The sequence below is a fragment of the Desulfurispirillum indicum S5 genome (genome assembly GCF_000177635.2).
GTDB lineage: Bacteria > Chrysiogenota > Chrysiogenetes > Chrysiogenales > Chrysiogenaceae > Desulfurispirillum > Desulfurispirillum indicum.
Map to the genome: position 1 here is coordinate 390,685 of NC_014836.1, position 23,503 is coordinate 414,187.

Here is a 23,503-nt window from a genome sequence, read left to right on the forward strand (position 1 = left end):
ACCTCAACCTCGCGCCTGTACTTTTCTGGCAGCAGCCAGTGGGTGCAGGCGTACTGCATTGCACCATAACCGTTTTGGAAATACTTTTCATCAGGCAACCTGCCAAGGAGTAACCGTGTCACGCCTTTCCACTGAAATCCAAAAGCGCCGTACCTTTGGCATCATCTCCCATCCCGACGCCGGGAAAACCACCCTCACCGAAAAACTCCTGCTCTTCGGCGGTGCCATTCAGATGGCTGGAACCGTCAAATCCCGCAAATCCGACCGCCACGCCACCAGCGACTGGATGGCCATAGAAAAGGAGCGCGGCATTTCCGTGACTTCATCGGTTATGAAGTTCCACTACCGCGACTTCGACGTCAACCTGCTGGACACCCCCGGCCACAAGGACTTCTCCGAAGACACCTACCGCGTGCTGACCGCCGTGGACAGCGCCATGATGGTCATCGACAGCGCCAAAGGCGTGGAGGCCCAGACCGAAAAGCTCATGGAAGTGTGCCGCATGCGCAACACGCCCATCATCACCTTTATCAATAAGTTGGACCGCGAAGGCATGGACCCGCTGGATATCATGGCTGACATAGAAAACAAGCTGCAGGTGGAGTGCGTTCCCATGACCTGGCCCATTGGCATGGGCAAACGCTTTCGCGGCGTCTACGACCGCTATCGACGCCAGATTCAGCTCTTTACCGCAGGCAAGGCCATGCGCGGTGACGAAAAGGGCATCCTGATCAATGACCTGAATGACCCTCGCCTGGATGAAATTCTGGGCAGCCAGGCCGATGAGCTGCGCGCTGAGCTGGAACTGCTGGAAGCCTCTTCACCCCTGGAACGGGAGGAGTTCCTCAAGGGCAGCCAGACCCCCGTCTTCTTCGGCAGCGCCATCAATAACTTCGGCGTGCGCGAACTGCTGGACGCCTTCGTGGAAATGGCCCCGGCCCCCGGACCTCGCGAGACCGTGCAGCGCATGGTTGAACCCGCCGAAGAGGACTTCTCCGGCTTTGTGTTCAAGATCCAGGCCAACATGGACCCGGCCCACCGCGACCGCATCGCCTTTCTGCGCATCTGTTCCGGCACCTTCACCCGTGGCATGAAAGTGCGCCACCACCGCATTGGCAAGGATGTGACCATCTCCAACGCCACCATCTTCATGGCCCAGGATCGCACCGGCGTCGAAGAAGCCTTCCCCGGTGATATCATCGGCCTGCACAACCATGGCACCATCAAGATCGGCGATACCTTTACCGCCAAGGAACTCCTGCAGTTCACCGGCATCCCCAACTTCGCCCCCGAAATCTTCCAGAAAGTCGTGCTGCGCGACCCCCTGCGCTCCAAGCAGCTGCAAAAAGGCCTGCTGCAGCTTTCGGAAGAAGGGGCCGTGCAGGTTTTCCGCCCCCTTATGGGGAATGAAATTATCCTGGGAGCCGTGGGCGTTCTGCAGTTCGACGTCACCATGGCCCGCCTGAAAAACGAATACAACGTGGATGCCATCTACCAGCCCGCCCAGTACTTCACCGCCCGCTGGATCGACGGCGAAAAGAAGCAGCTGGCCGAGTTTGAGAAAAAGCTGCGCGCCAATCTCTTCCACGACGCCGAAGATCACCTCACCTACCTGGCCCCCAACAAGTGGAACCTGGACTACGTCATGGAACAGTGGCCCGACATACACTTCCTGAAGACCCGGGAGCATGGCTGAGGGCAATACCAGGGTTTTCAGAAGCTGGCAGGAACGAGTATTCTCCAGAGAGTGCAAAGGCATCATTGCGGGAATTTCGTTCAGATTTCCCCTTGTTCCATAATCGTGCCCAAAATTTATAGCAGCTTATGAGTTGCTTTATCAGTAAAAGCAATATATAAGCTTCTTTATGAGGCCATAGGCAACTTATATATTGCAGGGTGCACGGTATGAGCAAAATACTTGAACAACTCAGACAGCGACGCAAGGAGCTGGGGCTGACGCAGGCACAGATGATGCTGCGTGTCGGCATGTCCCGCCAGCAATACCAGCGGCTGGAGTCAAAGGGGAATCCGCGTCTCGATAATCTTGAGCTGCTCGCCAAGGGGCTGAAGCTTGAGCTGATGCTGATCCCACAGGAAAAGCTCTCAGCTGTGAAGGCCCTTCTTGAAGGTGGCGCAGAGCCTGGAGATTCTCCATCCGCCCAGGCAGAGGTGTCCGGTGGAGAAAATCCCTGGAAGGGCCTGCTGGAGGATGAAGAATGAAAGCGGCTGAGCAGGTGCGCGTTCTTCAGTTGATGCTGCATGACACTCTGGTTGGGCATCTCGTTGGTTCCCAGGGAGGGCGCAACGCGCTGGTATTCGATGAAGGATTTCGCAAGAACCCTCATCGCCCTACCCTCAGCTTGACCATCCATAGGGATTTTCCTGGTGCTGATAAACTGATCGGTGAGCCCTGGGTGCGCAACCAGCGGCTTCATCCCATACTGTCCAATTTGCTGCCGGAAGGGGCACTGCGTGAGCTTTTGGCTCAGGCGCTGAAAATTCATGTGGATAACGAATTTGAGCTTTTTGCTCACCTGGGGCAGGACCTTCCCGGTGCCCTGGTGGCTACTGCCCTGGAGCCGGATCAGATTCCCGCCCATGTCCTTGACAGTTACCAGAACGCGGCTCCCATTTCCCTGGCGTCACCGCTGAGGCAGGGGCACTTCTCCCTCGCCGGTGTGCAGATGAAGTTTTCCATGCAGGAAAAGGATGGCCGCTACCGGCTTGCCCACAGCGGATGCCTGGGTGACTGGATTCTCAAAACACCCTCCACGCGTCACCGTGACGTCCCTCTGAATGAGTACAGCGCCATGACCCTGGCGAAGCACGCTGGGGTGAATATTCCCGATATCGCCCTGGTGCCCCTTGAAAAACTGGATACCCTGCCCCAGATCAACCTGCCCGCTGAACGCTTTGCCTTCGCCATTCGCCGCTTCGATCGTCATGACGGGCAGCGCATCCACATGGAGGACTTTGCCCAGGTTCTGGTGAAGTATCCCCATGAAAAGTATGGCTCTGCCAACTATGAGCAGATCGGCAAGGTGCTCTATCAGTACACGGGCGATGGGCTTGGGAATGTGCAGCAGTTTGCCCGCAGGCTGCTGGTGAATATTCTGCTGGCCAATGGCGATGCGCACCTGAAAAACTGGAGCCTGCTGTACGCCGATACGGTCACTCCTGAACTCTCCCCTGCTTACGACATGGTGACCACCAGCGTCTACATTCCCGACGAAAGCCAGTTTGCCTTGAATCTGGGTAAGACCAGGCAGTGGTATGATGTTGATTCTACCCACTTCGAAGCATGGGCCGGAAAAGCGGATATTCCATGGAAAGCCATCAGGCTTCATCTGGAAGATACCATGGAAAAGGCGCGATCACTCTGGCCCGATGCGCTCAGCGATTTACCCATGAATCAGGAGCACAAAGCTCAGCTCATTGCCCATTGGAAAAGGCTCCAGCCAGATTTTTGCATAGAAGCAGGCAGCTGAAAATTCTCCATCTGTGGTGTTGCTTGTCAGTGCAACGTACGGGGAGTACGTTGCAATTCTCGCTCTGTGGGCGCCTTGCACCTGGAGGCTTTTATTTGCCCGCTTGTATTGAGGTACTTCCGAGGAGGAGCCAATACCGTGGCTCTTGTTTTTTCCACTGACTGGAGTATAAGGGGAGTCCAAAATACCGTGAAGGAAATCGGTGCCAGAATGACTCACCACTATCCCGTTGCCTTTTCCCTGCTTGCCAGAGGCATAGCGAATATCTTCAAGGACACCATTCGCATCAGTATGGTGCTCTTTCGTATTCTGATTCCCATTGTGATCATCATCAAGATCCTGGAGGAGCTGGGTCTGATTGCCGTGATCGGCTCGGTGCTGGCTCCCCTGATGTCGTTGGCCGGATTGCCGGGCAGCATGGGCATTGTGCTGGCTACGGCCATATTCACCAATATCTACGGTGGCATGGTGGCCTTTGCGGCTATTTTCGCGTCGGAGCAGCTGACGGTAGCCCAGGTGACGGTGATTGCCACCATGATGCTGGTGGCCCATAACTTCCCCATCGAGCTGGCGGTGGCACGCAAGGCTGGCATGCGGGTGGGAGTGGCTTTTGGCGTGCGCATGGTGGGGGCATTTGTGCTTGGGGCCGTCCTGTACCACACCTACCGACTGGGAGACTGGCTGCAGCAGGAGGCGGTGCTGCTGTGGCGTCCGCCCTATGAGAATCCCACCCTGGTGCAGTGGGCGCTGGGAGAAGTGCAGAAGCTGCTGATCATCTTCGTGATTATCTTTGCGTTGCTGCTGGTGCTGAAAATCCTGGAGCGTCTTGGGGTCAATGAATTCCTGAAATGGGCGCTGCGCCCACTATTGGGGCGAATGGGTATCGGGCCGGAGGCCACCAACATCACCCTGGTGGGTATGATGCTGGGGCTGGCCTACGGCGGGGGGTTGATCATCCGTGAAGCCCAGTCAGGGAATATTCCCCACCGGGATATCTTTGCTTCCCTGACCCTCATGGGTCTGACCCACAGCCTGATTGAGGACACCCTGCTGATGATGCTTATTGGTGGTCATTTTTCCGGGCTTTTCTGGGGAAGGCTGCTCTTTTCTCTGGTGGCGGTCTACCTGATCATGCGCCTGCTCAGCCGGGTTCCCGATCACACCTTCTACCGTTTTGCCTTTCATCCCGCCAGGCGGGAGGATGGCGGGGTACAGGAGCCACAGCGCTGAGAGGCTGCAGAAAAACCCTCATCTGCGGCGTTGCCCGCCGTCGTGAAGCACGGCGGCGGGCGCTTTCTTCGCTCCGCCAGCGCCTTGCGCCTGAGCATTTTTCAATTGCCTGCTGCTGTGCGCTATTTCGAGCTGCTAGGCTTCCAGAGCCTCCATGGGAACTTCCATACACAGAATCCTGGTGGCGCTGGATGCCTGCAGCATCACCGTGGATTCGGCGCTGATACCCATTCCATCACGCTTCGTCAGAGCTTCGCCGTGGGCTTTGACATTTCCCTCCAGCACAAACAGGTACAGTCCGGAATGTTTCCCGTGCAGATGGTAGATTGCCGATGTGTTGGCCTGCAGGTCGATCATGGAGAACCAGGCCTGCTGGTTGATCACCAGGGATTCTTCGCGGCCATCGGGTGAAACCAGCAGTTGAAAGCGGTTATGGCGGCGGGCGGGGTCAAAGGCCTTCTGGAAGTAGCGTGGCTCTGTATTCTTGGTGGCCGGATAGACCCAGATTTGCAGGAAAGCGACGCTCTCGTGGTCAGAGGCGTTGTACTCGGAGTGGGAAACGCCGCTGCCCGCTGACATCAGCTGAATCTCTCCGGCTGGTATTACCGTATTGTGGCCCATGCTGTCGGCGTGGCGGAGGGCCCCTTGCAGCGGGATGGAAATGATTTCCATATTACGGTGGGGGTGGGTGTCAAAACCCTTGCCCGGAGCCACGATATCATCGTTGATCACACGCAGCAGGCCAAAGCCCATGCGCTCAGGATCGTGGTAGTCGGCAAAGCTGAAGGTATGCCTGCTCAGGAGCCAGCCATGGTCGGCAGTGCCCCGTGTTTCGGCGCGGTGGATCGTGATAGGTGCCATGATGTGTGCCTCCTGTGAAATTTCAGCTGTCTGGAGACACTATAGCAGTAATCAGGAATATGTTGAAATAGCCTCTGTCTCTTTCCTTGACAGTTCCCGGTGATGGGCGTATACGTTTCGTCAAATAGCGAAATATCAAGGAGCCCCTGTGGAACAAACCCTGGACACCCTCAAAGCGCTTTCCGACGCCAGTCGCATGCGCGTTATCCTGGCGTTGTGCTCCCATGATGAGCTGTGTGCCTGCCAGCTGATTGAAATGCTGGACCTGGCCGCCGCCACTGTTTCCCGGCACATGGCTATTCTGCAGGAGGCCAATCTGGTGCGCAGTCGGCGCGACGGGCGTTGGATGTATTATGCCATATCAGAGTCTTTTCCTTCGCTCCTTCACCACTGGCTCCAGGGGAGCACTCATGATTCTCCGCTGATTGAGGCTGACCGGCAGAAGCTGCGCAGGATTGTGCAGTGCGATCGCGCTGAGCTGTTCCGTGCCCAGGAGGCGCGCCGCAAGTGCTGCGAACAGCCTGAACCCTCAACCAAAGCACCTCACGCAACACAAGGAACTCACCAATGAAGAACTGTCCGGCGCAACCCCGCGTCAGCCACCGCATGACCTTTCTCGATCGCTATCTGACCCTGTGGATTTTTCTGGCCATGGCGGTGGGAGTGGGTCTTGGCTCCCTCTTTCCCGCTGGTATTGCCGCTTTTAATGAAGCTCTGACGGTGTGGGAACACACCAACCTGCTGATTGCGGTCGGCTTGATCCTGATGATGTATCCGCCTCTGGCCAAGGTGAAGTATGGCCTTATGCCCAAGGTCTTTGCCGACTATCGCGTCCTGGGGCTGTCATTCTTCCAGAACTGGGTGGCGGGGCCGCTGCTGATGTTTGCGCTGGCGGTGGGTTTCTTTGGATTTCTCGCTCCGGCCGTGCTGGGCCCCGACCCGCGCTGGGGATATTACATGGTGGGGCTGATTCTGGTGGGCATTGCCCGCTGCATCGCCATGGTGCTGGTGTGGAACCAGCTGGCCCGTGGCAGCAGCGAATACGCCGCCGGGCTGGTGGCCATTAACAGCCTCTTCCAGATCGTCACCTTCAGCCTCTACGCCTGGATTTTCGTCACCGTGCTGCCACCCCTGTTCGGTCTGGAGGGCATGGTGGTGGATGTGAGCATCGGGGATATCTTTGTCAGCGTCATGATCTACCTGGGTATTCCCTTTGCCGCCGGTATCCTCAGCCGGATACTGCTGGTGCCAGCCAAAGGAGAAGAGTGGTACGAGAAGAAATTTATCCCCACCATTTCCCCCATCACCCTGGTGGCCCTGCTCTTCACCATCGTGGTCATGTTCAGCACCCAGGGGCAGCAGATCCTGCAGCGTCCCCTGGACGTAATGTGGATTGCCCTTCCCCTGATGCTGTACTTCGCCTTCATGTTTCTCATCAGCTTCTTTATGGCCATGAAGCTGGGGGCCGACTATCCCCGCACCACTTCCCTGGCCTTCACCGCCTCCGGTAACAACTTTGAACTGGCCATCGCCGTAGCCATCGCCGTTTTCGGTATCGGCTCACCCATCGCCTTTGCCACGGTCATCGGGCCACTGGTGGAGGTACCGGTGCTGATCGGTCTGGTGCACGTGAGCCTTTATTTCAAACGTAAATTCTTCGGAGAAACGCCATGAAAACCCGTGTTGGCTTTATCTGTGTGCACAACTCCTGCCGCTCCCAGATGGCGGAGGCCCTGGGTACGCTGCTGGCAGCCGATGTCTTTGAATCCTATTCCGCCGGAACCCATGTGAAACCGGCAATCAATGCCGATGCCGTGCGTATTATCCGTGAACTCTATGGCGTGGATATGGCCAGAACCCAGCGCTCTAAGCTGCTCGGCGATATCCCTGAGCTGGATATTGTCATCACCATGGGCTGTAATGTGGACTGCCCCATGCTGCCCTGCAAACACCGGGAGGACTGGGGGCTGGATGATCCGACGGGGCAGAGTGATGAAGTGTTTGTGCAGACGGCCCGCACCATCGAAGCCAAGGTGCGGGAGCTGGCACGACGGATAGAGGCAGGCGAGTTCAAGAAGGAGCATTCGGTGAAGTGCCCCGAAATATGAAAGGGAATCAATATGGTGTCCTGGAAAGAGGAGTGGAAACCCCTGTTGCTGATCGTGGCCAGTTTTCTGGTCATCGTCACACTCCCCCTGGAGTGGATGCAGCAGGGACAGCGTCTGGAAAATGCTCTCTGGGAGTCCCTGTATCTGCTTCGCTGGTATGCCCAGGAACACGTTATTCTCTGTCTGATCCCGGCGTTTTTTATTGCGGGAGCCCTGGCGGCTTTTCTCAATCAGGGGGCCATTCTCAAATTCTTTGGTGCCCAGGCCAGCAAGTGGCTCTCCTACTCAGTGGCCTCGGTTGCGGGAACCCTGCTGGCAGTATGCTCCTGTACGGTACTGCCCCTTTTTGCAGGTATCTATCGCATGGGAGCCGGGCTGGGGCCTGCCACGGCCTTTCTCTATGCCAGTCCGGCCATAAATGTTATGGCCATTGTGCTCACCGCCCGGGTATTGGGTTTTGAGATGGGTGTGGCCCGCGCCGTGGGCGCCATCGGATTCAGTGTTCTTATCGGCTTGTGTATGCATGTTATTTTCCACAGGGAAGAGCAGAAAAAAAAGGCCATTCAGGCCCAGTTACCTGAAGCCGAAGCAAGTCGCCCCCTGGGGCAGAGCGCCCTCTTCTTTGGCGCCATGGTGGGCATACTGATCTTCGCCAACTGGACAGAGCCCGCTTCGGGCACGGGCATGACAGCCCTTATTTTCTCGTTGAAGTGGCTCATCACCACGGCACTGGCCATATTGCTCGGCATCGTCATGGTTCGCTGGTTTGGTTTTCGCTGGCAGTACCTGGCCATGATTGCCCTCCTGGGAGCCTTCGCCTTTGCCCTTTTTCCCCAGGTGCCCCTGGTACCCTTTACCGTGGTGGTGGTTGCTCTTTCGTGGTTTCTCAGCCGCCAGGAAGGGGAGATGGGCACCTGGATACAGACTGCCTGGGATTTTACCAAACAGATCATGCCCCTGCTCTTTTTCGGCATCCTCATTGCCGGAGCTCTGCTGGGGCGCCCCGGGCAGGAAGCTCTGATCCCCTCCCACTGGATAACCAGCGTGGTGGGCGATAACTCCTTCCAGGCAAATTTTCTGGCAGCCGTGGCTGGGGCTTTCATGTACTTTGCCACCTTGACGGAAATCCCCATCTTACAAGGGCTGATGGGCAGTGGCATGCACAAGGGGCCAGCTCTGGCCTTGCTGCTGGCCGGCCCAGCATTATCCCTGCCCAATATGCTGGTTATCAGAAGTATTCTGGGAACCTACAAGACCATGGTGTTCGTGGTGCTGGTGGTGCTTATGGCCACACTCAGTGGCATGATGTATGGGTATATATTCTGACTTTCGGGAGGCTAGGATGAAAAAACTGCAGATTCTCGGTACCGGCTGCGCCAAATGCCGACAACTCACCGCGAACGCCCAGAAGGCCATTGAGGAAAGTGGTGCCGATTATGAGCTGGAAAAGATCACTGACATCAATGAAATCGTCAAGATGGGCGTCATGATGACCCCCGGCGTTGCTATTGATGGTGAGCTGAAATCGACGGGAAAACTGTTGAGTCCGGCGGATATCAAGAAGCTGCTGGTGTGACACGAAAAGCCGATGCCTTGTTGCCTGGGCATCGGCGTTCGCAAGTGACACAGACGCACCTTCACTCAGGCTGGGGCTCTCGGTTCAGGCGCAATACTTCATAATACTCCCTGGCGGTATCTCCTCGGAGCGTCTTCATCATGCCCAGCATCCCATCGGTCAGGTAACGCGCCTCAAAGCCGTTGAGGACCAGGTAAAGCCTGGCTATGGCTGCCCGGTCGTAAATGGGACACATGGTGATGACAAGTTTGTCGCGGTCCAGCTCGTCGAGCCTCTGGGGGAGCTCATTGAGGGGAATATGCTTGGCGAAGGAAATGGAGTACATGGCGTGCTCCTCGTGAAACCTTATGTCAAGGAGCTGCGCACGGCCTTCCTCAAGGAGAAGGAGGCTCTCGAAGGAATCGATCTTCATGGCTCGACGCTCATGGTAATCAAAGGTTTCAAGATATTTTCCCAGGTTGTTGTTGTCAGGAAGCTGCTCACTGCAGGCGAAGAGCGGGAACAGGGTCAGGGCAAGCAGTGCAGAAAGAAGAGGGCGGGTCATGAGAGCTCCTTATGCTGGTGTCCGGTAATCAGCCCGTGTGCCAGGGCGTACCGTACCAGTTCTGACCGTTTTTTGGTTCCCAGAGACTCCATGATATTGGCTTTGTGGGTCTCGATGGTCTTGATGCTGATTCCAAGCTGATCAGCCACCTCCTGCTGGGTGTAACCCAGGGCGATGAGCTGGAGTACCTCTGTCTCGCGCTTACTGAGGGACGCTTTGGGCGGTGCTGCCTCAATCGTGTGGCCCGAGAGCTTCCGGCTTTTCTGGCGGGCGATATTTTCCATCAGCCCTCGCTGCAGGACAAACTCGCCCCGCTTGACGGCCCGGATGGCATTGATGAGCTCAGTGTCCGCCGCATTTTTCAGGATATAGCCGGCGGCACCAATATGCAGCACGCGCCCTACGTATTCAGGCTCATCGTGCATGGTGAGGAAGAGGATTTTCACCAGGCCGTGTTTGCGCAGGATGTCTTCGGCCAGCTCCATGCCGTTTTTGTCGGGCAGGTTGATGTCCAGAATGATGACATCGGGTTTGCTGCTCTTGAGAATTTCCATGGCTTCGGCAGCGGTAGCGGCTTCAGCGACGATCTCCATGTCATCCTGGGCGCCCAGCAGCATGGCAAGCCCGCTGCGCAGGACAATATGGTCATCAACGATCAGTATTTTTATCATCAGGTTTCTCCTCAGTGGCAAACTGCAATGGGACATTCACGTATATGGTGGTTCCGGCTTCCCGGCTTGACTCTATCTGCAGGATGCCACCGATAATTTCGACGCGCTCCTGCATGCCGTGCAGGCCCAGGTGCTCCTTGTAGGCATCGCTGCTGAAGTGCTGCTCCACATCGAAGCCTTTTCCATCGTCTTCTATGACAAGATACAGTTGATCGGGTGTCAGGGTGAAGATGATACTGACATTGCGGGCCTGGGCGTGTTTGGAAATGTTGGTCAGGGACTCCTGAACAATGCGGTAGAGAGCAATTTCCAATTCTGCCAGCAGCCGCTTTCCGGTGTTCTGTCCATACACGACCATATCCACATCGAAAGAGCCATTGGATTGATATTCTTCACACAGGTGATTCAGGGCGGAAAAGAGCCCCATATCATCCAGTATGCTCGGGCGCAGTTGACGGGAGATACGCTTCACTTCATGAATGGTGCGGGCAATCAGCGAGCGGATATTCTCCATCTCCTCCTGCATCTCCCCCGTGATGGGTCGATCCTTCATGGATTGCAGATGCAGCATCAGCGAACTGAGCACCTGACCGGTTTCGTCATGGAGCTCACGGCTGATGCGCTTGCGCTCTGTTTCCTGGGCGGTAATTACCGTTTTCAGGAGCGTGCGCAGCACCTCTTCTTTCTTCTTCAACTCAGCCCAAAGGGTATCATTTTCCTGCTCCTTATTGTGCAGGGTAACGCCCAGCTCGTTAAACGCCTGGGCCAGAGTGCCAATCTGATCTTTCGTCTGCACCTCGACCCTCTGCCGGTAATTGCCGCGAGACATGCGCCTTGTTGCCTCCACCAGCAGGTTGATGGGCTGGTGGAGCAGGCTTGTGAGAATACTGGCAGCGAAAATACCCACAACCGACATCAGCAGGGTGGTCTGGGTTATGGTGATGACGACCTTGCGGATGGAAGCCTGGATATTGCGCTCGTGCAGGCCAACCCGGGCGGTGCCGATATTGCCGGTGCTGATGCGGCTGGAAAAATCGTGGATAATCTGGTCCTCAATGCGGACCAGGGCCTTGCCGGGTAATTCCTTGCGTCGTACGGCATCGTCATGAATACCCAGCAGGTCTATGGGGAAGCCGTCCCTGAAGGTGTGGGCAATGACCTGGCCCTGGTTGTCGAGGACAAAGGCGTACTCCACGTTGGAGTTGTTCTGGAGCGTATTGCGCAGCAGCTGATGGAGGGCGAAGATGTTACTGGTCAGCAGCAGATCAGCGCTGCGGGCGGAGAGGTCGCTGGCAATGGACATACCCTGCTTTTCCAGTTCATCCTGCATCAGGTTGCTGACGATGGTGCGCATCTCGAAGGTAACTCCAGCACCGAGGAAGAGGATAAACCCCACGGTGATGCACAGAACCTTGGCTTCCATGTTCAGGCGGTCGGCGATCCAGGTGAAAATATCCCAGGTTTTAGTCAGCATGAGCGGTGAGCTCCAGTTCGCGTCTGAGCTGGCGAATGTAGTTGTAATGAGTGTCGTCCCCCATGACAAAGCGATCAATGTACAGGATATCCAGGGCGTCACGTCCGGTTGGTTCGTTGTGCATATAGAGGAATATGCGGCGGATCAGCTCGAACTCTTCATCACTCAGTCCCGGGCGCGCCACCACCGGCGGGCTGCCTACCATGGGCGAAACATGAACGACCTGCAGATTTTCTGTCAGTTCAGGATAGATAAGGGCAGTGGAATAAAACACCAGGCTGTCCATGGTGGCTCCATCGACGATGCCGTCATGCACGGCGCGCAGGGAGTTATCATGGCTGTAGGTAAAGAACGTGCTGGAAAAGTAGTTTTCCGGTGTTTCATTGATCTTCAGCAGCTCGCCCCGCAGTGCCAGGTGACCGGAAAAGGAGATAGGATCGGTAAAGGCAAAGCGCTTGCCCTTGAGCTGTTCCAGGGAGTGAATTTCGCTGTCCTTGCGGGTGATGACATAGGCCTGATAGGACGCATGGCCGTTTACCTGGGGGGCCGCCACCAGGCGGGCGCCAAGCTCAGAGGCCTTGACATAGGCCAGGGTGCAGATAAAGCCGATATCGACTTTTCCCGCTTCAATCAGATCATTGACTTCCTGGTAGGTGCGTCGCTGCACCAGTTTGATTTTACGGCCGAGCTTCTCTTCCAGGTGATCCAGCAAGGGGCCGTAGCCCCGCAGCGTTTCCAGGGGAGAGATCATGGAGGACACTGCCACGCGGAAGACTTCTGGCTGGGTGGTTATGGGATCGGAATCTATGACCCTGCTGCTGTCGATCGCGATGATTTCCGTGTCGTTGAAATCAAGGCTGTTGTAGAGGGTGAGGCTGATCAAGAGCAGCAGGGAAACAGACCACAGCAGAATAATGACTTTATTGTTCATGGTGTACACCTGATTTTTTTCGTTATGGGTGCAAAGGTGGCAAATAGAATCTCAGTGGGAAATATAAAGGCTATTGGCGGGGGCGTCCAGTAGAACAAGGATTTTTCTTTGTGTGTCTATGTGGCTGTGAGGGAATGGTTTATTGGGTTTCTCGGGGTTTTCCCCTGAGCAAAAAGCTGGTTTTCACCGATGGTTTTTCACTGCTCACTCTCCTATCGTATGCATCACAGGTATCCCATCTGCTTGGTGTCCTTGTGAAGAAAAGCTCTTCTCGCCAATGGATGAGTATCCCATTACCCCATCTATCTTAAGGAGGTAGAAATGCGGATTAAAAGACGTGAGTTTCTGAAGGCAGGTGCGGCAGCCGGTGCTGTTGCCATGACCTCTCCCACTCTCAACGCCTTCGCCCAGACACGAAGTGGTGCAGGCAACATGAGTGAGGCTGCTGGTGAGTGGATTCCCAACACCTGCCAGGGCTGCACTACCTGGTGCCCCATTGAAATCTTTGTGCAGAATGGACGTGCCGTCAAGGTGCGCGGCAACCAGCTCAGCAAGGCCAATGACGGTTACTGCTGTGTGCGCGGTCACCTGATTCTGCAGCAGATCTACGACCCCGATCGTATCAAGACTCCCATGAAGCGTACCAACCCCAAGAAAGGTCGCACCGAGGATCCCAAATTTGTGCCCATCTCCTGGGACGAGGCCATGGACACCATTGCCGACAAGATCATGGAGCTGCGCAAAAACAACGAAACCCACAAGTTTCTGTTGATGCGCGGCCGCTACTCCGATCACAACCAGATTTTCTACGGTGATCTGCCCAAGATGATCGGCACCCCCAACAACATCTCCCACAGTGCCATCTGTGCCGAAGTGGAGAAAATGGGCTCCATGGCCACTGAAGGCTTCTGGGGCTATCGCGACTACGACCTGGACAACATGAAATACCTGATTGCCTGGGCCTGTGATCCTCTTTCCTCCAACCGTCAGATCCCTAATGCCATCCGCAAGATCAACAAGGTTCTGGAAAATGGTAAGGTGGCGGTTATCGACCCCCGCATGAACAACACCGCTGCCAAAGCCCAGGAATGGATGCCCATCAAGCCCGGAACCGATGGGGCCGTTGCCATTGCCATGGCCCACTACATCCTGGTCAATGGTTTGTGGAACAAAGAGTTCTGCGGTGATTTCAAGGATGGAAAAAACCAGTTTCGCAAAGGCCGCACCGTTAATGAAGCGGATTTCGATGAGAAGCTGACCAACGGCCTGGTGAAGTGGTGGAACCTTGAACTCAAGGACAAGGATGCCGCCTGGGCTGCCAAAGAAGCCGGCGTTGACCGCCGTCAGATTGAGCGCATTGCCAAGGATTTTGCCGCTGCTGCTCCCCAGTGTGGCATCTGGTATGGCCCATACATGCACCCACGTGGCTCTTATACCGTAATGGCTATCCACGCTCTCAATGGCCTGGTGGGCGCCACCGACAGCGAAGGAGGCCTGTGCACCGGCATGGGTGCCCCATCCAGCAGCTATCCCAAGTTCGACAAGTATCAGGACGATGTTGCCAAAGCCAATGTTGGCAAGCCAAAAATTGACCAGCGCGGTACGCTGACAATGCCTGCCATGGGAAGTGCCCGCCCTGGCTCAGGTGTTGTAACCAACAACGTTGCCAATGCCATCCTGGCCGAAGATCCCTACGACATCAAGGTTGCCATCGGCTATTTCTGCAACTTCAACTTCTCCACAACCGAAGGGGCGCGCTGGGATAAGGCCATGGCCAAAGTTCCCTTCTTCGTGCACTGCGTGCCCATGTTCTCGGAAATGACCTATTTTGCCGACATCGTGCTGCCCTCCGCCCTGCACCATACGGAAGACTGGGCAGTTGTGCGCAGCAAGGCAAACCTCTATGGACATATCTCCATTCAGCAGCCTGTCATTGAGCGCATGTTCGACGTCAAAGGAACGGAGACCGAGGTCACCTGGCTGCTGGCCGAGAAGCTGAAGGCCAAGGGCTTCTCCAACATGTACGACTGGCTCTACAATGAATACAAGGACCCCGAAACCGGCAAAAATCCCACCAACAGCCTGGAGTTCGCCCTCTACGCAACCAAGATCCGCAGTAAAAAAGCCTGGGATCCGGAGGAAAACAAGGATTACAAAGGCGACAAGCTGAACGGTTGGGAAGATTTCCGTAAAAAAGGCGTCGTCAACTCACCAAAATTCACCTTCCGTCAGAAGTGGGAAAAAGGCTTCCCCACCGAAACCAAGAAGTTTGAATTCTACAGCGAAACCCTCAAGAAGGGACTGGAGGCCCACGCTGCCAAACACAACACAACTGTAGACAAGGTAATGGAGCTGACCAACTATGAGGCTCGCGGTGAAAAAGCCTTTGTTCCCCACTACGAAACACCCAAACGCCATGGCGACCGTCGCCAGTACCCCTTTGACCTCATCGACATGAAGTCGCGCCTCAACCGCGAGGGCCGCAGCGCCAACCTCAGCTGGTACTACGCCTTCAAAAAGTGCGACCCCGGTGATGTCAACCAGGAAGACGTCATCCAGCTCAACCCAGATGACGCCAGAAAGCTGGGTATCAGCGATGGCGACATGGTACGCGTCACGTCCACCATCGGCAGCCTGACTGTCAAGGCCCGCCTGTGGGAGGGTGTGCGTCCCGGAGTTGCCGCCAAGTGTTATGGTCAGGGCCACCACGCTTTCGGTCGCTTCGCTTCCAAGGACTTCGCCAAGGCTGAACCCCGTGGCGCCAACTTCAATGAAATCATGCCCGATGACTACGATCGTATCACCGGTTCCACCGCGCGTAATGGTGGTTTTACCGGCGTCAAGATCGAAAAGGTCTGAGGGGAAGGAGGACTGAGTAATGGCTAAATACGGAATGGTTATAGATCTGCTGAAGTGCGCTGGCTGCGGTGCCTGTGGCCTGGCCTGCAAGACGCAGAATAATACAGATGATCCGAAAGATGGGCAGACCTTCAACTGGGCGGACTACTGCGAGAGCATTGAAGGGAAATACCCCAATGCCAGGTACACCATGTACCCCACCCTGTGTAACCACTGCACCGATGCTCCCTGCGTTACGGCTTGTCCCGTTAACCCCAAGGCCATGTACAAAAAGGACAATGGCATCACCATGCACAATGAAGCCCGCTGCATCGGCTGCGGCATGTGCCAGTCTGCCTGCCCTTACACCGTTGCCAGCCTGGATGCCGACAAGGCGGCCAAGTACAATGTTATCCACATGAACCGTGGTGAGGTACAGGCGAAATACAAGGACAAGACCGAGCTGTTCAAGGGCTCCACGTCCGGCGCGGAAATCGCGGCCAAATCCGGCGGAACGCCTCCCTACCGCACGGATTTCAGCCACCCCGACTACAATCCTGTGCGCGCCACCAACAAGGTGGAAAAGTGCATCTTCTGTGAGCACCTGGTGGCCAGTGGCCAGCAGCCCTACTGCTCCCAGGCCTGCCCATCAGAAGCCCGCACCTTCGGCGATCTGGACAACCCCAACAGCGAAGCCAGCAAGCTGCTCAAGCAGTATGCCAGCACCGCCGTCTGTCTGAAGGACAACAAGGGAGCTACCCAGAAGCCCGGTGAAGGCATCAAGCCGAATGTGATCTACATCCGCAAGTATGCTGCGCGCTGAGCTGATTGATCATTGAACTTTGCGGGTGGGTGGGTATAATCCCCCCACCCGCTTTTCTTTCCCTTTCAGCAGGGGATTTTTGTGGATGAGCGCAGAGCTTGAGTCCGGTGCTGAGAAGGAAACTCTTTTATATGGGGGATAGTCACGTGGAAATTTTCGAATATGCCCAGTACGAAGCGCAGCGGGCCAATGGCTTCAAGCTGCTGGCGGCACTGTTCTATGAGCCGGAAAAGGAGCTGTTTACTTCCGAGAAAATTTTTGCGCAGCTCACCGAAATAGTGAAAAAGGTCTGCCCCGATGAGCTGAAGTTCTTTACGGCTCTCGAGCCTGCTTTGCAGAAATACCATGATCAGGAGCTCCTGGTGGAATATGCACAGCTGTTTGTGGGGCCGGCGGAACTGATTGCGCCACCCTACGGGTCGGTGTATCTGGACGAGGAGCGGCAGCTGATGGGGGACTCCACCCTGGAAGTCATCAAGATTTACCGCGAGAATGGTCTGTCCATTGACGGGAGCTTTAAAGACGCTCCCGACCATATTGTGGCCGAGCTGGAATTCATGTACTATCTGCTCTTCCAGGAGGCACAGTACCTGCAGATCAATGATCTGCAGAAGGCTCAGAACATCTCGCTGACGCAGCAGATGTTTCTGGATAACTTTCTGCTTCCCTGGTTGAAACCTTTTTGTGAGAATATTCTGAATGGTACCGATAATGAATTCTACTGCGCACTGGCAAAAGCACTGCGCGCCTACGCAGAGTCAACACACTGGACGAAGCAGAGTCCATTTGAATAAAGGCCTGGTGGGGCTATGATAGACCCCAATGCTTTGCTGGAGACGGTCAATCGCCTGGGCTCATCACTGCGGCTGGAGACATCGCGGTGTCTGCGCATGCGGTTTTTCAAGAATGCCTGCCGCCAGTGCGTCGATATCTGTCCGGCAGAGGGCGCGATAGAGGTGGAACCGGCCCTCGTGCTGCGCCACGATGTCTGCACGGAGTGCATGCTGTGCGTTTCCACCTGTGTGAACGAGGCGATAGAGGTGAAATATACGGATTTTTCCCTGATGGTAAAGCAGCTCAGGGAGGTTGAGCAGCCCGTGCTCGGCTGTACGATTCGTGCCGGTGAGGTCAAGTGCCATGCCAGCGTTCCCTGCGTGGGTTTTCTTTCCACCGAACATCTGATTGCTCTGGGGCATTTTGTGAAAAAGCCGGTTCAGCTGAACCTCACCCGCTGTGCGGATTGTCGCAATGCCCCTGCACTTGAGGTTCTGCGCCAGCGGATCAAGGAAATTGGTCCGGCGGCCGGAGAGCTGCAATTGATCGACGATCCGGCACAGCTCAGGTTTCAGGAAAAGGCGGTGGGACGGCGCGGTCTGTTTACTTTTTTCCGGGAAAAGGCCACGGAGGAGACGGCGCGGATGTTCCACCAGCTCCATGGCGAGAGCTCACAGAGTCTCTCCTACAGCGATAAGCGCCTGCCTTTCAAGCGGCACCTGCTGAATCAGGTGGAAAAGCAGCAGCGCGCAGGGGAAGTCGATCCGGTGGTGGCGCGAGCCTATTACGGTGCCCGTGTCACGGAGAACTGCAACGTGTGTTCGGCGTGCAGTGCCATTTGCCCCACAGGCGCTTTGATTATGGAGGACGATAACGAAAGCGGCCTGCGGCGGCTTTCGTTTGCGTCAACGCTGTGTACGGGCTGTGGCGTATGCGCAGAGTTCTGCCCGAAGCTTGCCATCGGTATTTTTGGCTTACGTGAAGGGTCCGTGGAGCTTGAAGTGGTTGTGCTGGCGGAAGAAAATCCCTGAGAACCGCCCCATGTCAACGTGAAAAAGCCCGGAGCATCTTTGTGCTCCGGGCTTTTGAGTGTACGGTTTTTCAGGCAGACGCCGCGTCTTTGGTGCTGCCGGATCCGGTTCGATCCTCAATGATGATATCCTCTTTGAGGAGGGTGCAGTTGCCCTCAAACCAGCCATTCTCCTCAATGATGAGGATGCGGTAGGCCATCTCGCCTTCAAAATAGCCGCCGCTTTTAATGACGACCTGGTTGGCGCGAACAACCCCCTGAACTTTACCGGAAATGACCATTTTATCAGCATTGAATGTTCCGTCGACATTGCCGCCAGTGATGACGCTGATGGTCTTCTTGGCGTAGATGTCGCCTTTGAACTTTCCATCAATAAACACATCAGTCTCGGAGCGTATCTCCCCGACAACGGTATCGCAGTTACCGATGACGGTAGGTGTCAGTTCACTTTTGCTGTTGTTTCCTGATGACTCTTTTTCAGCTGAGAATATCGCCATTTGACCTCCGGGTATGAGAAAAATGTATGCAGATTCAGAATGGAGCTGTAGAGGAAGCCCCTGGGATCTACGTGTCTGCCACGGTAGTGGATTTCATAGTGCAGGTGGGAGGCGGTTGACCTTCCCGTGTTGCCCATGTAGCCGATAAGCTGGCCTCCTAGTACCTGATCGCCTCTTTCTAGCACATATTCTGACAAATGGATATAGCGGGTGGTAAAACCGTGCTGGTGACGGATTTCAATATAGTTCCCCGCCAGATTGTCGTATCCGGCACGGGAGACCACGCCGGGAGCAGGCGCGAAGACCGGAGTTCCCTCGACATTGGCGATATCATAGCCCGCGTGGAATGAAGGTCGCCCGGTGATGGGGTGGATGCGTGGGCCGTAGCGGCTGCTTATGCGTCCTTCCGTGGGGAAGGAGACGGGAAGCTCCTTGATGAGATTGTTGCGCAGGACGATTTCATTTTCAATACTGTCGATTTTTGCGTAGACATCATCAACCGTCAGGCGGGAGGCCTCCTTGACCGAAGAGCTGTGGGACATCCCCAGCTTGCTTTCGATATCCATGACGCGACTGGCCACCCGCTGCAGCTGTGAGCGGGCAAAGGTCAGCTCGCGCTCAATGGCGCGATTGGCGCTGGGGTCGTCAACGCGGCGCAGGGCGCCCTGCAGAATGAAATTCTCATTGAGCAGAACGTACTGGGAGAGCTCTTCCTTGTAGCGGTTGAGCAGGGAGTAGTTCTCCTGCAGCTCAAGCTGCGCCAGTTCCAGGGCGCTCTCCTTGCGGGCGCTTTCGTCGATGAGGTCGTCGATGCTTTTATTGAGGAATCCGATCTTGTCGTGAAGGGTGAGGATGCGCTGATGGCTGAGCTTTGTTTCAAAAATAAAATACAGTGCCACGCCCGTTATGATGACCAGGTAGGCAAATACCAGTACCACCAGGCGCGAGAGCTTGCGATGGGTAACCATTCCTCCCGAACCTGAAGCGGTGGAGAGGTAGATGTACTGCTCGTCATTGATCTTGCGCTGGCGTTTATGCTGAATCTGTTTGCGGTGGCGTTCTATGCTGTGGCGTGCTTCACTCATAATGGGTATCTATACCACAGGATGAGTGTACTTGAAAAGTATTGCGCATAGTATGGGCTCTATTTTAAGAAATAGTCGCGAAAGAGCACAAAAAGAAAGACCCGGCACCGCAGGGAAAGTGCCATGCCGGGCGCCGTGGTCAGCGTTGCAGCTGTTCGATTTTTTCCAGAATGCGACCGCGCAGCTCTTCGTTCATCTGTGCCATCAGCATGATTTCATTATAGGCGTCCACCTCCATGCCGCTATCAAGCACAACCTGGGTCATCTCTTCGTTAGCCTGCTGTTGAAGACGCTGTGCTTCTTCAGGATCCTGGACGTTGCCGAGTTTCGCCTGGTACTCCTGCTGGATGGCCGAAATTTCCACATAGGCTTCGGAGACCTGCCGGATTTCCTGGCTGCTGACGTCACGCATTTCCACCTGCTGGTGTGGAGCCTGCTGGGCTGAGGCGATCGAGGTGACGGAAAAGACCAGGGCGAAGGCAAAGGCGATCGTTGCGGGGAGTTGAAGGTATGATTTCATGAGAATCCTCCTGTAGGTTTTGGATATCCCCCATGGGGTATTCCGCTGCCCAGGGGTAGAGCACATGGTATGCCAGTTTGCGGATGGACAGGCTATGTTGTTTTGTTGCGGCATTTCGCCTTGTCTGATCCCGTTGGATGACTTGGAATATCGGGGAAAAAAGTGTATACATATGGCACATGAGACATAATGGCGCGGCCGCGCCGTGGAAATGGAGCTGACTATGGGCAGTCTGCGACTTGGATTGATTCTCTATATTGTCATCCCCCTGGGCGTGTTGATGGGAGTGGGGGGGTACCTGACCTTCAGCGCCCTGGAGCGCCATGTGGAAGAGCGTATGCAGAAGGATCTTGAGCTGGTTGCCCGTGCCATTCGCCTGCCCATCAGTCACGCGCTGGAACGCGATCGCAGTGGCAGTGTGCTGCGGGCGCTGGAGTCGGCATTTCGCATTGGCAGGGTGTACAGCGCCTATGTGTATGACGCCGATGGCCAGAGAATCGCCGTGGCTGGGGCGATAGACCCCGCGCCCCGTCAACGGGTGCTTTCACGGCTTGCCGCTGGCGGCGAACGCCATGGCGAGTATGGGGAGGTTGCCGGGCAGGATGTGTATTCGTATTTCGTCCCCCTTACCGACTCGGGAGGACGCATTAATGGTCTGCTGCAGCTGACTCGCCAGCAGAGCGAGTTTCAGGAGTATATCGCCAGAATGCGCCTGTGGTTTATCGGTGCTCTTGGGCTCAGTATTCTCGTCACGGCAGTTCTGGTGCTCTACGGGCACCACCGGGCGCTGGGAATCTCTTTCCGTCGGCTGGTCAGCAGCATGCACCGCGTGAAGCAGGGAGATATCCGCCATCGCTCAATTGTCGAAGGCCCTCGGGAGATCATGGCCCTGGCGGGAAGTTTTAATTCCATGCTGGATGGCATAGAAGAGGCGCAGCGGGAGATTGAATCCCGGCGTCAAGAGGAACAGCGCCTGCAGCAGCGTCTGCGGCAGACAGAGAAACTGGCGGCGATCGGACAGCTGGCGGCGGGAGTTGCCCATGAGCTGGGAACTCCCCTCAGCGTGATTGACGGCAAGGCTCAGCGCGCACTGCGCCGCCAGGATATGTGTGAACATGGCCGGGAGGCCCTGCAGCAGGTTCGCCATGAGGTGCAGCGCATGGAGCACATTGTCCGCCAGTTGCTGGACTTCAGCACGAACAGCATGCACTGCCGGAACACCTCTGCGGCCCGGCTGGCTCAGAGCGCTGCCAGTGCCCTGGCAGACCGGCAGAAGCGCAGCGCCGTGAGGCTGCAGCTTCGCGGGGAGAGCACCGCTCCGCTTTTCCGGGCTGATCCCATTCGCCTGGAGCAGGTTCTGGTGAATCTGCTGGAAAACGCCATGGAGGCCGCTCCCGGCGGGGAAGTTCACCTTGCATGGGAGGTGTGTTCCCATCGACTCTGCTTCACCGTGGAAGACAGCGGCCCTGGTGTTCCTGAGTCCATCAGCCATCGCATTTTTGAGCCCTTCTTTACCACCTGGCCTGTGGGGCAGGGAACCGGTCTGGGTCTGGCCGTCGTCCATGGAATCATAGAGGAGCACGGTGGGACCATTGAAGTGGGACGGAGTGCCCTTGGCGGAGCACTTTTTCAGGTGGTGCTGCCGATAGGGCAGGGGGGAGCCGCCCATGGGTGATTTTGATCCCGGCCAATACCGTATTCTGCTGGTGGAGGATGACGAGAGCCTCTCTCAGCTGCTGCTGGATGAAATATCCGACGCAGGCTACCAGGTGTTCCGCGAAATGACCGCGGAGCAGGGGTTGCGCATGGTGCGGGCTCAGGCAGTGGATCTGGTGATCAGCGACCTGCGTCTGCCGGGTATGACTGGGCTGGAGTTTCTTGAGGCGCTCCAGAGGCAGGACACCCCACCAGCCTGTATTGTGATCACGGGGTTCGGGACCATCAGCCAGGCCGTGCAGGCTCTCAAAGCCGGAGCCGATGATTTCCTGACCAAACCACTGCACCTGGAGCACCTGATGCTCAGTGTCCGGCGGGTTCTGGGAAATCGCCTGCTGCGTCAGGAGCTGGCCGCACTGCGCCTGGCTCCGACGCAGGAGAGCTTTCATGGCATGGTTGGCCACAGCGATCCCATGACCCACCTCTATGCCCAGATTCGCCAGGTAGCCAGGGCATATGGGCCGGTACTGATAACCGGCGAAAGCGGCGTAGGCAAGGAGCTGGTGGCGCGGGCCATTCACCGGGAAAGTGAGCGCCGCCAAGAGGCCTTTGTGGCCATTAACTGTGCGGGAATACCGGAAAATCTCATGGAAAGTGAGTTTTTTGGTCATGTTGCCGGTTCTTTTACCGGAGCGCGCTCCGAGCGCCGCGGACTGATCTCAGATGCCCATGGCGGAACCCTGCTGCTGGATGAAATCGGCGAGATGCCCTTGCCTTTGCAGGCCAAGCTGCTGCGGGTCATTCAGGAAGGGGTGCTGCGACCGGTGGGGGGGAACCGGGAGGAGAAAGTCGATGTGCGGGTGCTGGCGGCTACCAACCGTGACCTTGAAGAGGAGATGCGTCAGGGTCGCTTTCGCGAAGACCTCTTCTACCGCCTGGAGACCTTCGCGCTGCACGTTCCGCCCCTGCGGGACCGGGGTGATGATCTGGAACTCCTGGCGGCCAGATTCCTGGAACAGATGGAGCAGCGCCTGGGGCGTCGCTTCCAGGGATTCAGCGAAGAGGCGCTCAGCAAACTGCGGCAGTATCCTTTTCCGGGAAATGTGCGCGAGCTGCAAAATGCCATGGAGCGAGCAGCCACTTTCTGTCGCGGAAGCCGGATTCAGCCGCAGCATCTGCCCGCCCGTATTCGGCAGTACCGCAGCGGCAGCGATCCCTCTGCCCCTTTTCCCATTGCCCTGACGGGCGAGGACGGTTTTCTGAGTCTGGAAGAACTGCAGCGTCGCTACATACAGTATGTGGTGGAGCAGTTGGGGGGCAATAAGCGGCGGGCCGCCAGCGTGCTGGGCATCGGACGGCGAACCCTCTATCGCAAACTGGGTGTGGAGGAGTAGCAG

The 23,503-nt window shown here is 56.3% G+C and carries 23 protein-coding genes; 15 read left to right on the plus strand and 8 right to left on the minus strand.

Annotation, left to right across the window (positions count from 1 at the left end; all coding sequences use genetic code 11):
• Positions 1 to 115: 115 nt before the first annotated feature.
• The 4 genes from SELIN_RS01840 (at position 116) to SELIN_RS01855 (ending at position 4,718) form a co-directional block, all read left to right on the plus strand.
• The gene (locus SELIN_RS01840) at positions 116 to 1,696 is read left to right on the plus strand and encodes a peptide chain release factor 3 (RefSeq protein WP_013505009.1); all 1,581 of its coding nucleotides are present in this window, start codon (positions 116 to 118) and stop codon (positions 1,694 to 1,696) included.
• Between the two features lie 209 nt (positions 1,697 to 1,905).
• A complete protein-coding gene (locus SELIN_RS01845; RefSeq protein WP_013505010.1) occupies positions 1,906 to 2,220 on the plus strand; it encodes a helix-turn-helix transcriptional regulator in 315 nt (104 codons plus the stop codon).
• A complete protein-coding gene (locus SELIN_RS01850; RefSeq protein WP_013505011.1) occupies positions 2,217 to 3,488 on the plus strand; it encodes a type II toxin-antitoxin system HipA family toxin in 1,272 nt (423 codons plus the stop codon). Before SELIN_RS01845 ends, SELIN_RS01850 begins: the two co-directional genes overlap by 4 nt.
• A 189-nt stretch (positions 3,489 to 3,677) precedes the next feature.
• A complete protein-coding gene (locus SELIN_RS01855) occupies positions 3,678 to 4,718 on the plus strand; it encodes a nucleoside recognition domain-containing protein (protein ID WP_198007106.1) in 1,041 nt (346 codons plus the stop codon).
• A 135-nt stretch (positions 4,719 to 4,853) separates the two neighbouring features.
• Here SELIN_RS01855 and SELIN_RS01860 read toward each other — a convergent pair whose 3' ends face one another.
• On the minus strand, positions 4,854 to 5,579 hold the full coding sequence (locus SELIN_RS01860) for a pirin family protein (RefSeq protein ID WP_013505013.1): 726 nt from the start codon (positions 5,577 to 5,579) through the stop codon (positions 4,854 to 4,856).
• A 148-nt stretch (positions 5,580 to 5,727) separates the two neighbouring features.
• Between SELIN_RS01860 and SELIN_RS13665 the strand changes: the two genes are divergently transcribed.
• The 5 genes from SELIN_RS13665 to SELIN_RS01885 are packed head-to-tail and all read left to right on the plus strand — an operon-like array spanning position 5,728 to position 9,263.
• Positions 5,728 to 6,150 (plus strand): ArsR/SmtB family transcription factor, encoded by a 423-nt coding sequence (locus SELIN_RS13665; protein ID WP_013505014.1) that lies wholly within the window; start codon positions 5,728 to 5,730, stop codon positions 6,148 to 6,150.
• Entirely contained in the window at positions 6,147 to 7,253 is a 1,107-nt protein-coding gene (gene arsB / locus SELIN_RS01870; RefSeq protein ID WP_013505015.1) for an ACR3 family arsenite efflux transporter, read from the plus strand. Before SELIN_RS13665 ends, arsB begins: the two co-directional genes overlap by 4 nt.
• Positions 7,250 to 7,687: an arsenate reductase ArsC gene (locus SELIN_RS01875; protein WP_013505016.1), complete on the plus strand. Its 438-nt coding sequence runs from the start codon at positions 7,250 to 7,252 to the stop codon at positions 7,685 to 7,687. The genes arsB and SELIN_RS01875 overlap by 4 nt, the downstream gene beginning before the upstream one ends.
• Before the next feature lie 12 nt (positions 7,688 to 7,699).
• Positions 7,700 to 9,013: a permease gene (locus SELIN_RS01880; protein ID WP_013505017.1), complete on the plus strand. Its 1,314-nt coding sequence runs from the start codon at positions 7,700 to 7,702 to the stop codon at positions 9,011 to 9,013.
• A 16-nt stretch (positions 9,014 to 9,029) separates the two neighbouring features.
• Positions 9,030 to 9,263 carry a thioredoxin family protein gene (locus tag SELIN_RS01885; RefSeq protein WP_013505018.1) on the plus strand — a complete coding sequence of 78 codons (234 nt, stop codon included), beginning with the start codon at positions 9,030 to 9,032 and terminating at the stop codon, positions 9,261 to 9,263.
• A gap of 61 nt (positions 9,264 to 9,324) precedes the next feature.
• On the opposite strand, the gene SELIN_RS01890 is transcribed toward SELIN_RS01885, so the two are convergent.
• Genes SELIN_RS01890 through SELIN_RS01905 form a run of 4 tightly spaced genes read right to left on the minus strand, consistent with a single transcriptional unit; the run spans position 9,325 to position 12,883 of the window.
• On the minus strand, positions 9,325 to 9,807 hold the full coding sequence (locus tag SELIN_RS01890; RefSeq protein WP_013505019.1) for a rhodanese-like domain-containing protein: 483 nt from the start codon (positions 9,805 to 9,807) through the stop codon (positions 9,325 to 9,327).
• Complete coding sequence (locus SELIN_RS01895; RefSeq protein ID WP_013505020.1) at positions 9,804 to 10,478, minus strand: response regulator transcription factor; 675 nt, start codon at positions 10,476 to 10,478, stop codon at positions 9,804 to 9,806. The genes SELIN_RS01890 and SELIN_RS01895 overlap by 4 nt, the downstream gene beginning before the upstream one ends.
• The gene (locus tag SELIN_RS01900; protein ID WP_013505021.1) at positions 10,456 to 11,952 is read right to left on the minus strand and encodes a HAMP domain-containing sensor histidine kinase; all 1,497 of its coding nucleotides are present in this window, start codon (positions 11,950 to 11,952) and stop codon (positions 10,456 to 10,458) included. Before SELIN_RS01900 ends, SELIN_RS01895 begins: the two co-directional genes overlap by 23 nt.
• The gene (locus SELIN_RS01905) at positions 11,942 to 12,883 is read right to left on the minus strand and encodes a substrate-binding domain-containing protein (RefSeq protein WP_013505022.1); all 942 of its coding nucleotides are present in this window, start codon (positions 12,881 to 12,883) and stop codon (positions 11,942 to 11,944) included. Before SELIN_RS01905 ends, SELIN_RS01900 begins: the two co-directional genes overlap by 11 nt.
• Positions 12,884 to 13,204: 321 nt before the next feature.
• Here SELIN_RS01905 and SELIN_RS01910 point away from each other — a divergent pair, with 321 nt between their 5' ends.
• From SELIN_RS01910 to SELIN_RS01925, 4 genes are all read left to right on the plus strand, one after another.
• Positions 13,205 to 15,742: a molybdopterin-dependent oxidoreductase gene (locus SELIN_RS01910; RefSeq protein WP_013505023.1), complete on the plus strand. Its 2,538-nt coding sequence runs from the start codon at positions 13,205 to 13,207 to the stop codon at positions 15,740 to 15,742.
• 19 nt (positions 15,743 to 15,761) lie between these two features.
• Positions 15,762 to 16,544 carry a 4Fe-4S dicluster domain-containing protein gene (locus SELIN_RS01915; RefSeq protein WP_013505024.1) on the plus strand — a complete coding sequence of 261 codons (783 nt, stop codon included), beginning with the start codon at positions 15,762 to 15,764 and terminating at the stop codon, positions 16,542 to 16,544.
• A gap of 146 nt (positions 16,545 to 16,690) precedes the next feature.
• Complete coding sequence (locus tag SELIN_RS01920) at positions 16,691 to 17,338, plus strand: TorD/DmsD family molecular chaperone (protein WP_198007107.1); 648 nt, start codon at positions 16,691 to 16,693, stop codon at positions 17,336 to 17,338.
• 15 nt (positions 17,339 to 17,353) lie between these two features.
• A complete protein-coding gene (locus SELIN_RS01925; protein ID WP_013505026.1) occupies positions 17,354 to 18,349 on the plus strand; it encodes a 4Fe-4S dicluster domain-containing protein in 996 nt (331 codons plus the stop codon).
• Positions 18,350 to 18,419: 70 nt separating this feature from the next.
• On the opposite strand, the gene SELIN_RS01930 is transcribed toward SELIN_RS01925, so the two are convergent.
• From SELIN_RS01930 to SELIN_RS01940, 3 genes are all read right to left on the minus strand, one after another.
• Complete coding sequence (locus SELIN_RS01930; RefSeq protein ID WP_013505027.1) at positions 18,420 to 18,845, minus strand: bactofilin family protein; 426 nt, start codon at positions 18,843 to 18,845, stop codon at positions 18,420 to 18,422.
• Positions 18,788 to 19,930, minus strand: coding sequence for a M23 family metallopeptidase (locus SELIN_RS13670; RefSeq protein WP_013505028.1), 1,143 nt, complete (start codon positions 19,928 to 19,930; stop codon positions 18,788 to 18,790). The genes SELIN_RS01930 and SELIN_RS13670 overlap by 58 nt, the downstream gene beginning before the upstream one ends.
• A 139-nt stretch (positions 19,931 to 20,069) precedes the next feature.
• The gene (locus SELIN_RS01940) at positions 20,070 to 20,450 is read right to left on the minus strand and encodes a DUF4168 domain-containing protein (RefSeq protein WP_013505029.1); all 381 of its coding nucleotides are present in this window, start codon (positions 20,448 to 20,450) and stop codon (positions 20,070 to 20,072) included.
• A 223-nt stretch (positions 20,451 to 20,673) separates the two neighbouring features.
• Between SELIN_RS01940 and SELIN_RS01945 the strand changes: the two genes are divergently transcribed.
• On the plus strand, positions 20,674 to 22,125 hold the full coding sequence (locus tag SELIN_RS01945) for an ATP-binding protein (RefSeq protein WP_013505030.1): 1,452 nt from the start codon (positions 20,674 to 20,676) through the stop codon (positions 22,123 to 22,125).
• The gene (locus tag SELIN_RS01950; RefSeq protein WP_013505031.1) at positions 22,118 to 23,500 is read left to right on the plus strand and encodes a sigma-54-dependent transcriptional regulator; all 1,383 of its coding nucleotides are present in this window, start codon (positions 22,118 to 22,120) and stop codon (positions 23,498 to 23,500) included. The genes SELIN_RS01945 and SELIN_RS01950 overlap by 8 nt, the downstream gene beginning before the upstream one ends.
• Positions 23,501 to 23,503: the final 3 nt, after the last annotated feature.

What these genes read in the sequence shown, in the direction of transcription:
- SELIN_RS01845 (WP_013505010.1), top strand. Translation starts at nt 1,906, where the DNA reads ATGAGCAAAATACTTGAACAACTCAGACAGCGACGCAAGGAGCTGGGG.
- SELIN_RS01850 (WP_013505011.1), top strand. Translation starts at nt 2,217, where the DNA reads ATGAAAGCGGCTGAGCAGGTGCGCGTTCTTCAGTTGATGCTGCATGAC.
- SELIN_RS01860 (WP_013505013.1), bottom strand. Translation starts at nt 5,579, where the DNA reads ATGGCACCTATCACGATCCACCGCGCCGAAACACGGGGCACTGCCGAC.
- arsB (WP_013505015.1), top strand. Translation starts at nt 6,147, where the DNA reads ATGAAGAACTGTCCGGCGCAACCCCGCGTCAGCCACCGCATGACCTTT.
- SELIN_RS01875 (WP_013505016.1), top strand. Translation starts at nt 7,250, where the DNA reads ATGAAAACCCGTGTTGGCTTTATCTGTGTGCACAACTCCTGCCGCTCC.
- SELIN_RS01880 (WP_013505017.1), top strand. Translation starts at nt 7,700, where the DNA reads ATGGTGTCCTGGAAAGAGGAGTGGAAACCCCTGTTGCTGATCGTGGCC.
- SELIN_RS01885 (WP_013505018.1), top strand. Translation starts at nt 9,030, where the DNA reads ATGAAAAAACTGCAGATTCTCGGTACCGGCTGCGCCAAATGCCGACAA.
- SELIN_RS01890 (WP_013505019.1), bottom strand. Translation starts at nt 9,807, where the DNA reads ATGACCCGCCCTCTTCTTTCTGCACTGCTTGCCCTGACCCTGTTCCCG.
- SELIN_RS01895 (WP_013505020.1), bottom strand. Translation starts at nt 10,478, where the DNA reads ATGATAAAAATACTGATCGTTGATGACCATATTGTCCTGCGCAGCGGG.
- SELIN_RS01900 (WP_013505021.1), bottom strand. Translation starts at nt 11,952, where the DNA reads ATGCTGACTAAAACCTGGGATATTTTCACCTGGATCGCCGACCGCCTG.
- SELIN_RS01905 (WP_013505022.1), bottom strand. Translation starts at nt 12,883, where the DNA reads ATGAACAATAAAGTCATTATTCTGCTGTGGTCTGTTTCCCTGCTGCTC.
- SELIN_RS01910 (WP_013505023.1), top strand. Translation starts at nt 13,205, where the DNA reads ATGCGGATTAAAAGACGTGAGTTTCTGAAGGCAGGTGCGGCAGCCGGT.
- SELIN_RS01915 (WP_013505024.1), top strand. Translation starts at nt 15,762, where the DNA reads ATGGCTAAATACGGAATGGTTATAGATCTGCTGAAGTGCGCTGGCTGC.
- SELIN_RS01925 (WP_013505026.1), top strand. Translation starts at nt 17,354, where the DNA reads ATGATAGACCCCAATGCTTTGCTGGAGACGGTCAATCGCCTGGGCTCA.
- SELIN_RS01930 (WP_013505027.1), bottom strand. Translation starts at nt 18,845, where the DNA reads ATGGCGATATTCTCAGCTGAAAAAGAGTCATCAGGAAACAACAGCAAA.
- SELIN_RS13670 (WP_013505028.1), bottom strand. Translation starts at nt 19,930, where the DNA reads ATGAGTGAAGCACGCCACAGCATAGAACGCCACCGCAAACAGATTCAG.
- SELIN_RS01940 (WP_013505029.1), bottom strand. Translation starts at nt 20,450, where the DNA reads ATGAAATCATACCTTCAACTCCCCGCAACGATCGCCTTTGCCTTCGCC.
- SELIN_RS01945 (WP_013505030.1), top strand. Translation starts at nt 20,674, where the DNA reads ATGGGCAGTCTGCGACTTGGATTGATTCTCTATATTGTCATCCCCCTG.
- SELIN_RS01950 (WP_013505031.1), top strand. Translation starts at nt 22,118, where the DNA reads ATGGGTGATTTTGATCCCGGCCAATACCGTATTCTGCTGGTGGAGGAT.